The organism is Atopobacter sp. AH10, assembly GCF_003664595.1.
Classification (GTDB): domain Bacteria; phylum Bacillota; class Bacilli; order Lactobacillales; family Aerococcaceae; genus Atopobacter.
Genome location: NZ_QXPZ01000068.1, coordinates 1 through 230, shown reverse-complemented (window position 1 = coordinate 230; position 230 = coordinate 1). Strand labels below are relative to the sequence as shown.

Here is a 230-nt window from a genome sequence, read left to right as displayed (position 1 = left end):
TACTAATCGATCGAGGACTTATCCAAAGAAGGTAAGTAAAGGAAAGAAAGAAAACGTAGTTTATGGTAAGGGTCAAGCGTTAGATTCAGTTATGAGTGAACAAACACTCAATAGTGTGGTGACAATGGCAAGAAGGACACACCTGTTCCCATCTCGAACACAGCAGTTAAGCTTCTTTGCGCCGATAGTAGTTGGGGGTTTCTCCCTGCGAGGGTAGGACGTCGCCATGC

1 rRNA gene is annotated in these 230 nt (G+C 45.2%); it reads left to right on the top strand.

Annotated elements, in window-relative coordinates:
• Positions 1–114: 114 nt before the first annotated feature.
• Positions 115–230: ribosomal RNA gene (gene rrf, locus D3H64_RS10000) — 5S ribosomal RNA — on the top strand.